General features: G+C 72.4%; 8 protein-coding genes. 6 read left to right on the forward strand and 2 right to left on the reverse strand.

Annotated features, from left to right (window positions below):
• Positions 1-310: 310 nt before the first annotated feature.
• The 5 genes from dprA (at position 311) to ACTS11_RS11035 (ending at position 6,543) form a co-directional block, all read left to right on the forward strand.
• On the forward strand, positions 311-1,465 hold the full coding sequence (gene dprA, locus ACTS11_RS11015) for a DNA-processing protein DprA (protein ID WP_442640360.1): 1,155 nt from the start codon (positions 311-313) through the stop codon (positions 1,463-1,465).
• Positions 1,466-1,846: 381 nt separating this feature from the next.
• Entirely contained in the window at positions 1,847-4,519 is a 2,673-nt protein-coding gene (gene topA / locus ACTS11_RS11020; RefSeq protein ID WP_442640361.1) for a type I DNA topoisomerase, read from the forward strand.
• A 246-nt stretch (positions 4,520-4,765) separates the two neighbouring features.
• Positions 4,766-5,137 (forward strand): hypothetical protein, encoded by a 372-nt coding sequence (locus ACTS11_RS11025; RefSeq protein ID WP_442640362.1) that lies wholly within the window; start codon positions 4,766-4,768, stop codon positions 5,135-5,137.
• Between the two features lie 75 nt (positions 5,138-5,212).
• Complete coding sequence (locus ACTS11_RS11030; protein WP_442640363.1) at positions 5,213-5,818, forward strand: nitroreductase family protein; 606 nt, start codon at positions 5,213-5,215, stop codon at positions 5,816-5,818.
• Positions 5,815-6,543 carry an EI24 domain-containing protein gene (locus ACTS11_RS11035; RefSeq protein ID WP_442640364.1) on the forward strand — a complete coding sequence of 243 codons (729 nt, stop codon included), beginning with the start codon at positions 5,815-5,817 and terminating at the stop codon, positions 6,541-6,543. Before ACTS11_RS11030 ends, ACTS11_RS11035 begins: the two co-directional genes overlap by 4 nt.
• Here ACTS11_RS11035 and ACTS11_RS11040 read toward each other — a convergent pair.
• Both ACTS11_RS11040 and mce read right to left on the reverse strand, forming a co-directional pair.
• Entirely contained in the window at positions 6,500-6,793 is a 294-nt protein-coding gene (locus ACTS11_RS11040) for a DUF1467 family protein (protein WP_442640365.1), read from the reverse strand. The two genes, ACTS11_RS11035 and ACTS11_RS11040, sit on opposite strands and share 44 nt — an antisense overlap.
• The gene (gene mce, locus ACTS11_RS11045) at positions 6,793-7,197 is read right to left on the reverse strand and encodes a methylmalonyl-CoA epimerase (RefSeq protein ID WP_442640366.1); all 405 of its coding nucleotides are present in this window, start codon (positions 7,195-7,197) and stop codon (positions 6,793-6,795) included. Before mce ends, ACTS11_RS11040 begins: the two co-directional genes overlap by 1 nt.
• A 148-nt stretch (positions 7,198-7,345) precedes the next feature.
• On the opposite strand from mce, the gene ACTS11_RS11050 reads away from it, so the two are divergent.
• Positions 7,346-7,998, forward strand: a 653-nt coding sequence (locus ACTS11_RS11050) for a response regulator (RefSeq protein WP_442640367.1), incomplete at its 3' end; no start/stop codon positions are given.

The raw sequence follows: 7,998 nt of genomic DNA on the forward strand, positions 1-7,998 counted from the left end.
CCCTGCCGCTCCTGCCCGAGGCGCCTGCGGGCTGGTCCTTCGCGGTGGTCCTGCCGCTGACGGCGCTCGGCACCTTCGCCTGGATGCGCGCGATCCTGCGGGCGATCCGGGGCGCTGGCGGAGCGCTTCGCCCGGGGCCCCGTTGACCGGTCCGCTGGCGCCGCCGCCCCGGCCGGAAGCGCCCCGGTCCGGTCCTGCGCGGCGATCCGGTCGATGAAGCTGCCCGGCGCCCTCGCGGGGATGCCCGGGGCGATCCGGGGCGCGTCGGCGGTAACGTCCCGTTAACCAATTCGCGCCTAGCCTCGCGCCCATGTCCGCATGGCCCGACACCGGATTCGAGGATCCGCCGCTCGACTTCACGCCGCCCCCCGCCGAGGACGAGCGGGAGCGGCTGATGCGGCTGCGCCTGATCCGCTCGCGCCGGGTCGGGCCCGCGACCTACCTGCGCCTGATGGCCGAGCACGGCCGGGCCGAGGCGGCGCTGGCCGCCCTGCCCGAGATCGCGCGCGCCGCCGGGATCGAGGATTACGCCCCCTGCCCCGAGGCCGTCGCCGCCGCCGAGCTGCGCGCCGCGACGCGGGCGCGGGCGCGGATGCTCTGCCTCGGCGATCCGTCCTATCCGAAGTCTCTCGCGGGCGTCGCGGATGCGCCGCCGGTCCTCTGGGCGATCGGGCGGGCGGAGCTTCTGCAGCGGCCCGCCATCGCGCTCGTCGGCACGCGGAACGCCTCGGCGCTCGGGGCGCGCATGGCCCGGCGGCTCGCGCGCGACCTCGGCGCGGCGGGTTACGTGGTGGTCTCGGGGCTGGCGCGCGGAATCGACGCCATCGCCCATGACGCGGCCCTCGAGAGCGGGACCGTCGCGGTCCACGCGGGCGGGGTCGACGTGGTCTATCCGCCCGAGAACACCGAGCTTGCGGCGCGCATCGCGCAATCGGGCCTCCGGCTGAGCGAGATGCCCTTCGGCCTCCAGCCGACGGGGCGGCACTTCCCGCGGCGGAACCGCATCGTCTCGGGCCTGTCGCAGGCCGTGATCGTGGTGGAGGCGGCGGCGCGGTCGGGCTCGCTGATCACCGCGAAGGCCGCGCTCGACCAGGGGCGGGAGGTGATGGCGGTGCCGGGCCACCCGCTCGACAGCCGCGCCTCGGGGGGCAACATCCTCTTGCGGGACGGTGCGACGCTGGTGCGCGGGGCCGAGGACGTGCTCGAGGCGCTCGGGGCGCCCCGCGTGGAAGCGGCGGTGCGGCCGGTCCCCGTCGCGGCTCCGGCGCAGGCCCCCGTCCGCCCGCTGCCGGCGGGGGGGCTCGAGGGTCTCATCCTCGCGCGGCTCGGCGCCACGCCGCTCGACGAGGACCAACTCATCCGCGAGGTCGGCCGCCCCTCGCGCGAGGTGGCGCAGGCGCTCGCGGTGCTGGAGATGGCGGGCCGCATCGCGCGGGGGCCGGGCGGCACGGTGGCGCTGGCCTGAGGCGCGTCGGCGGCGGCGCGCCTCGGGCCCTGCTCCCGCCCCGGCCGAACGCGGGGGCGCCCCCTTTTGCCACTGTCGCGTCGCCTGTCGCCGTCGCGGCACATGCCATCGTCCCGGCCCGGACCCGCGCGCATGCGGGCCGCGCCGCTCCCGTCCCACGGCCGGGAGGATGCGCGCCCGGGATCGCTCATTGCATTGGTTTCATAGATATAATTCCCACAGGCCACACCCGCGCCCGGTGCCGCCCGGCGCCTCCGGAGACGCGCGCGGCCCGGCCGTGCCGCGCCGGACGCTCCCCGGAAAGGACGCATTGACATCCCCCCCGCAGGCCCCACATGTTCCGCCGCCACAGCAGACCCCCGCCCCGAAGGTGTTCGTCCCATGCCCGTCGTCGTCGTCGAATCCCCGGCCAAGGCCAAGACGATCAACAAGTACCTGGGCGACACCTACACGGTTCTCGCGTCCTACGGGCATGTCCGCGACCTGCCCTCGAAGGACGGCTCGGTCGATCCCGAGCACGGGTTCGAGATGCTCTGGGAGGTCGCCGCCGACAGCCGCAAGCACGTCAAGGCCATCGCCGACGCGCTGAAGGACGACCCCGAGCTGATCCTCGCCACCGACCCCGACCGCGAGGGGGAGGCGATCAGCTGGCACCTCAAGGAGGCGCTCGGGAACCGCAAGGCGCTGAAGAAGGACGCGAAGGTGCGGCGCGTGACCTTCAACGCGATCACCAGGGACGCCGTCACCAAGGCCATGGCCGAGCCGCGCGAGGTCGACATGGAGCTGGTGGAGGCCTACCTCGCGCGCCGCGCGCTCGACTATCTCGTGGGCTTCACGCTGTCGCCGGTCCTGTGGCGCAAGCTGCCGGGCGCGAAATCGGCGGGGCGCGTGCAGTCGGTCGCGCTCCGGATCATCGTCGACCGCGAGATGGAGATCGAGGCGTTCCGCCCCCGCGAATACTGGTCGGTGCGCGCGATGCTCGAGACGCCGCGCGGTCAGAGCTTCGAGGCGCGGCTGGTGGCGATGGGCGGCCGGCGGCTCGACCGCCACGACCTCGGGACCGCCGCCGAGGCGGGGCTCGCCGTCAAGGCGGTGTCCTCGCGCGCGCTGGCCGTCACGGGGGTGGAGGCCAAGCCCGCCACCCGCAACCCCGCGCCGCCCTTCATGACCTCGACCCTCCAGCAGGAGGCGAGCCGCAAGTTCGGCATGGGCGCCAAGCAGACGATGAGCGCGGCCCAGCGCCTCTACGAGGCCGGGCACATCACCTACATGCGGACCGACGGCATCGACATGGCGCCCGAGGCGGTCCACGCCGCCCGCGACGCCATCGCCGCGCGCTACGGCAAGGACTACGTGCCGTCCTCGCCCCGCATGTACAAGAACAAGGCCAAGAACGCGCAGGAGGCGCACGAGTGCATCCGGCCCACGGACATGTCCAAGGCGCCGGGCGAGCTGCGGCTGTCGGAGGACGACCAGCGCAAGCTCTACGACCTGATCTGGAAGCGCACCATCGCGAGCCAGATGGAGGCCGCGCGGATGGAGAGGACGACCGTGACCGTCGCCAGCCGCGACGGCGAGGTGGAGCTGCGCGCCACGGGCCAGGTCATCCTCTTCGACGGGTTCCTCAAGGTCTACGAGGAGGGGCGCGACGATACCGGCGACGACGAGGAGGGCCGCCGCCTGCCGCAGGTGTCGCAGGGCGACGCGCTGACGCTCGACGCGGGCGCGCTGACGGCCGAGCACGCGCGGCTGACCGAGAGCGACAAGGACGCGGGCATCCTGTCGGACACCGGCGCGGTCCTCGGCCAGCAGCACTTCACCCAGCCGCCGCCGCGCTATACCGAGGCCACGCTGGTCAAGCGGATGGAGGAGCTCGGCATCGGGCGGCCCTCGACCTATGCCTCGATCATCGACACGATCCAGGCGCGCGGCTACGTGGCGAAGGACAAGGGCCGCCTTGTCGCCGAGGACAAGGGGCGGCTCGTGACCGCCTTCCTCGTCAACTACTTCCGCCGCTACCTCGAATACGACTACACCGCCAAGCTCGAGGACGAGCTCGACGACGTCTCGGCGGGCGCGAAGCACTACAAGGACGTGCTCGACCGGTTCTGGCGCGACTTCTCGGCGGCGGTCGAGGAGACGGCGGAGCTGCGCATCACGGACGTGCTGGAGAAGATCAACGAGGTGCTCGAGCCGCATCTCTTCCCGCCGCGCGAGGACGGGGGCGACCCGCGCCTCTGCCCCAATTGCGGGGCCGGGCGGCTGTCGATGCGGACGGCGCGCTCGGGCGGGGCCTTCATCGGCTGCTCGAACTACCCCGAATGCCGCTATACCCGGCCCTTCGGCCCGCCGGGCGTGGAGGGCGACGGCGCGGCGGACGGGCTGGGGCCGGACGGCAAGATGCTCGGCGTCGATCCCGACAGCTCGCAGCCCGTGTGGCTGAAGACCGGGCGCTTCGGGCCCTATGTCCAGCTCGGCGACGCGACCGACGAGGTGCCGAAGCCGCCGCGCGCCTCGCTGCCCAAGGGCTGGGCGGTGGAGGAGATGGACCTCGAGCGGGCGCTCAGGCTCCTGCGCCTGCCGCGCCGGATCGGCGAGCACCCCGAGGACGGCGCGCCGGTCGAGGCCGGCATCGGGCGCTACGGCCCCTACGTGAAGCATGGCAGCATCTACGCGAACCTGCCCGAGGTGGAGGAGGTCTTCACCATCGGCATGAACCGCGCGGTCGAACTGATCGCGCAGAAGGCGGCGGGCCGCGCGGGGCGCGGCGCGGCCGCGGCACCGCTGAGGGAGCTCGGCGAGCATCCGGGCGAAGGCGGGCCGGTGCAGGTGATGAGCGGGCGCTACGGGCCTTACGTGAAGTGGGGCAAGGTGAACGCGACCCTGCCCAAGGACCTCGCCCCCGAGGACGTCACGCTCGAGCGCGCGGTCGAACTCGTCGCCGAGAAGCAGGCGAAGGGCGGCGGCGCCAGGAAGGGTGCCGCGAAGAAGGCAACCGCCAAGAAGGCGGGCGCGAAGAAGGCGGGCACCGTGAAGACGAAGACGGCGGGCTGACCGTGTCGGGGGCCCTTGCGCCCCCGCGCGGCATCCCGCCATGCCCCCGGCGGCATCGGCAGACATTCGCCGCTGCCCCCCTGTCCAGCGTGACATTTGCGCAACCAACACGTTTCGGTCCGGTTTCCCGCCATACCGGGGCCACAACCGACTCGGATATATGTGGTGCCTGCAACGCTCGATCCTTGGGGGGTTGAACCTATGCTTGGTGTTGAACGCAAGGCGCCTTGGGCGCAGTCGAACGACGTGACCCCGTCGGGGTCCGCACCGTCCCGCATCTCCGTCGAGGCCGACGGCGACGAGGACCGGGCCGCAGGCATGTTCAATTCCTTCGACCGGTTTCTCGAGCGCCTGCCCGCCTGGCTGTTCCATTCCCTCGGCATCGTGACGGCGCTGGTGTCGCTGTGGTTCGCGCTGGCGCTGCTCGGCGGACTGCCGGGCGGGCTGGCGGAATGGGTGGTGCTCGCCATGTTCGGCGTCTTCTCCTATGCCGTCGGCTTCATGATCCCGCTTCTCGTCGCCTATCTGGTCGAATCGCGGACGCGACTCTCGATGGTGCTCATCGCCGCCGGCAGCGCGGTGGGCGCGGGGGCGGTGGCGCTTCAGGGCGTCGCCTGAGCCGCGGGGCTTGATCTTCGGCTGCGGGCGGACGACATCGGGGGTGAAAGCCGCCGAGTTCCGGACCGAGACCACATGACCGACACACCCCCGACCGCGGCGCCGCTGGCGCCCCGCCCCGAGGTTCTGGACTTCCTCCTCACCCGTCGCTCGCGTCCGCCGAAGACGCTGGGCCTTCCGGTGCCCGACCGCGCGGCGCTGGCGCCGCTCCTCCAGGCGGCGGCCCGCGTGCCCGATCACGGCAAGCTCGAGCCCTGGCGCTTCGTGGTGCTGGAGCGCGCGGCCTGCCTGCGCCTCGCAGCGCTCACGGAGGAGATCGGCCGGGCCGAGGGGCGCGATGCCGACGCCCTGGCCAAGGACGCAGGCGGCCTGGCCAACGCGCATCTCGTCGTCGCGGTGATCCTGTCGCCGAAGCCGTCGCCCAAGATCCCCGACTGGGAGCAGGAGATGTCCGCCGCCGCCGTCTGCCTCAGCCTCGTCAACGCGGCGCTCGCCGCGGGCTGGGGTGCGGGCTGGCTGACCGGCTGGCGGGCGCGTCACGCGGAGTTCGGCGCGCGCGGCCTCGGCCTCGGACCGGGGGAGAGCGTGGCGGGCTTCGTCCACATCGGCACCGAGGGCAATCCCCCGCCGGAACGCCCGCGCCCCGACATGGACGCCATCGTCACCTGGATGGCGGAATGATCCTCTCGGATTTCCTGAAGGCCCTGGGGCAGTTGACCGACGGGCGCTTTCTCGGCGTGCTGGCGGCGGGGCTCGGCCTGACGGTCGCGCTGCTGATCGGGTTCTTCTTCCTCTTCGTCACGATCATCGGCTGGGTGGTGCCCGAGAGCTTCACGCTGCCGTGGAACATCGAGATCACCTGGGTCGACAACGCGCTGACCTGGGCGGGCGTGCCGCTGATGCTGGTGCTCTCGGTCTTCCTGATGGTGCCCGTGGCCTCGGCCTTCATCGGCCTCTTCCTCGAGACCATCGCGGCGGCGGTCGAGCGGAAACACTATCCGAACCTGCCGCCCGCGCGGTCCATCGGCGTGCTCGAGGGCCTCCTCGACGCGCTGAAGTTCCTCGGCGTGCTGATCGCCGTGAACCTCGTGGCGCTGGTGGCCTACCTGCTGGTCCCGCCGCTCGCGCCGTTCCTGTTCTGGATCGTGAACGGCGTGCTTCTGGGCCGGGAATACGGGCAGCTCGTCGCGCTGAGGCGGTCGGACGCCGCGGGCGCCGCGGCGTTCCGGCGGAGGCACCGCCCGACGCTCTTCGCGGCCGGCGTCCTGATGGCGGTGCCGCTGACCATCCCGGTGGTGAACCTGCTGGTGCCGATCCTGGGCGTCGCGACCTTCACCCACATCCATCACCGCCTGTCGGGCGTCAGTTCGCCTCCGGCGGCGGCGCGCCCAGCCCGAAGCGGGTGAAGAGGTCGATATCCTCGATCGTGATCGCGCCGGAGAGGATGATCCCCGCGATCACCCCCCAGATCACCAGCGCGATCCCCGAGGTGATGAGGAAGCGCCGCGCGAGGCGCGGGTTCTCGGGCGCCGAGCCGTGCGTGCCGCGCACGCGGGTGCCCGCCTCGTCCTGGCTGACCACGCCGGTCTGGAGGACGACGAGCAGCGTCATGAACCAGATGATCGCGTAGAGGACGATGCCGGTGACGACGCCCATCAGACCTGCTCCAGCTCGACGAGCGTGCCGGTGAAGTCCTTGGGGTGCAGGAAGAGCACGGGCTTGCCATGCGCGCCGATCTTCGGCTCGCCGTCGCCCAGGACGCGGGCGCCCGAAGCGCGCAGCCGGTCGCGGGCGTCGAGGATGTCGTCCACCTCGTAGCAGATGTGGTGGATGCCGCCGGAGGGGTTCTTCTCGAGGAAGCCCCTGATCGGGGAGTTCTCGCCGAGGGGGTAGAGCAGCTCGACCTTGGTGTTCGGCAGCTCGATGAAGATGACCGTCACGCCGTGGTCGGGCTCGTCCTGCGGCGCGCCGACCTTCGCGCCGAGCGTCTCGCGGTACTGCGCGGCCGCCGCCTCGAGGTCGGGCACGGCGATGGCGACGTGGTTCAGGCGTCCGATCATGGGTCACTCCCTGCGCATGTCTGGGGCAGAGGTATGGCGTCGCGGTCGGCGGTTGCCAAGGGACGAAGGGCCGCGCCTTAATCTTTGGTCAACCCTGCGCCTGTTCAATCCGGAATGAGGGAATCGAACAAGGGTCAGGGGTGCTCGCATGGGCAACGATACGAACGGGATGGAGTTTCAGCCGCGGCCGACCTCGGCGCGGCCGCTGCTCGGGCTGACGGTGCTGGTGGTGGAAGACAGCCACTACAGTTCCGAGGCGCTGCGCCAGATGTGCCTGCGCTCGGGCGCGCGGATCCGCAGGGCCGATTGCGTGGCCTCGGCGCAGCGTCACCTCAACGTGTACAGCCCCTCGGCGGCGATCGTCGATCTGGGGCTGCCGGACGGGTCGGGGCTCGACCTGATCCAGCGGATGGCGGCGGCGCGGCAGCGCGTGCCGATCCTGCTCGGCACCTCGGGCGACGAGCCGGAGGAGGCAGCGCGCGCGGTGGTCGCGGCCGGCGCCAACGGCTTCCTGCCCAAGCCCGTGGCCTCGCTCGCCGCCTTCCAGGCGGAGATCCTGCGCCACATGCCCGAGGTCCTGCGCCCGCAGGGCCCGCGCAAGATCGACATGTCGGAGGTCGTGCTCGACCCGCTCGCGCTGCGCGAGGACCTGGCACATGCGCTGGACCTCCTCGAGCTCGAGGTGCCGCCGGTCGGCTACCTGCGCCGCTTTCTCATCGGGCTCGCGCGGGTCTCGGGGGACGGCGCGCTGGAGCGGACGGCGCGGGCGATGGACGGCGGCTTCGGCGGCGCGGAGAGGGT

Source organism: Roseicyclus sp. (genome assembly GCF_052168335.1).
Taxonomy (GTDB): domain Bacteria; phylum Pseudomonadota; class Alphaproteobacteria; order Rhodobacterales; family Rhodobacteraceae; genus Roseibacterium.

Excerpts from the sequence above, each read along its gene's own strand:
- mce (WP_442640366.1), bottom strand. The coding sequence starts at position 7,197 with ATGATCGGACGCCTGAACCACGTCGCCATCGCCGTGCCCGACCTCGAG.
- dprA (WP_442640360.1), top strand. The coding sequence starts at position 311 with ATGTCCGCATGGCCCGACACCGGATTCGAGGATCCGCCGCTCGACTTC.
- topA (WP_442640361.1), top strand. The coding sequence starts at position 1,847 with ATGCCCGTCGTCGTCGTCGAATCCCCGGCCAAGGCCAAGACGATCAAC.
- ACTS11_RS11030 (WP_442640363.1), top strand. The coding sequence starts at position 5,213 with ATGACCGACACACCCCCGACCGCGGCGCCGCTGGCGCCCCGCCCCGAG.
- ACTS11_RS11035 (WP_442640364.1), top strand. The coding sequence starts at position 5,815 with ATGATCCTCTCGGATTTCCTGAAGGCCCTGGGGCAGTTGACCGACGGG.
- ACTS11_RS11040 (WP_442640365.1), bottom strand. The coding sequence starts at position 6,793 with ATGGGCGTCGTCACCGGCATCGTCCTCTACGCGATCATCTGGTTCATG.